The 276-nt window shown below is 47.5% G+C and carries 1 protein-coding gene; it reads right to left on the bottom strand.

Annotated features, from left to right (window positions below; translation table 11 throughout):
- Nucleotides 1–276 (bottom strand): histidine kinase (locus CF394_RS08400; RefSeq protein WP_243370758.1); only part of this gene is annotated, 276 nt, incomplete at both ends.

Raw genomic sequence — 276 nt, 5'->3', positions numbered from 1 at the left:
AAGTCCGAGATCGTACAACAGCTGCGGCCTCAGCTCCTGGCACGTTTCCCTTGTCGTCTGGATGACGGCGGACATTTGCTCATTCATATTGATGAGCCTTTGCCGGATTTGATTCGTACAGACTTTATCTTTTTCAAAATCAGCCAGAAACATCTCGCTTTGATGCTTCAAGGAAATCATATCCTGCAGGACAGAGTCGTGGAGATCGCGGGCTAAATCAGATCTCTGCTTCTCTTCAATCGCAAACATCAATTTATTCAGCCACGCCGGATTCGG

It is taken from the genome of Tetzosporium hominis, assembly GCF_002265435.1.
In the GTDB taxonomy this organism is placed as follows: Bacteria; Bacillota; Bacilli; order Bacillales_A; family Planococcaceae; genus Chryseomicrobium; species Chryseomicrobium hominis.
This window is presented reverse-complemented; position numbering and strand designations above follow the sequence as displayed.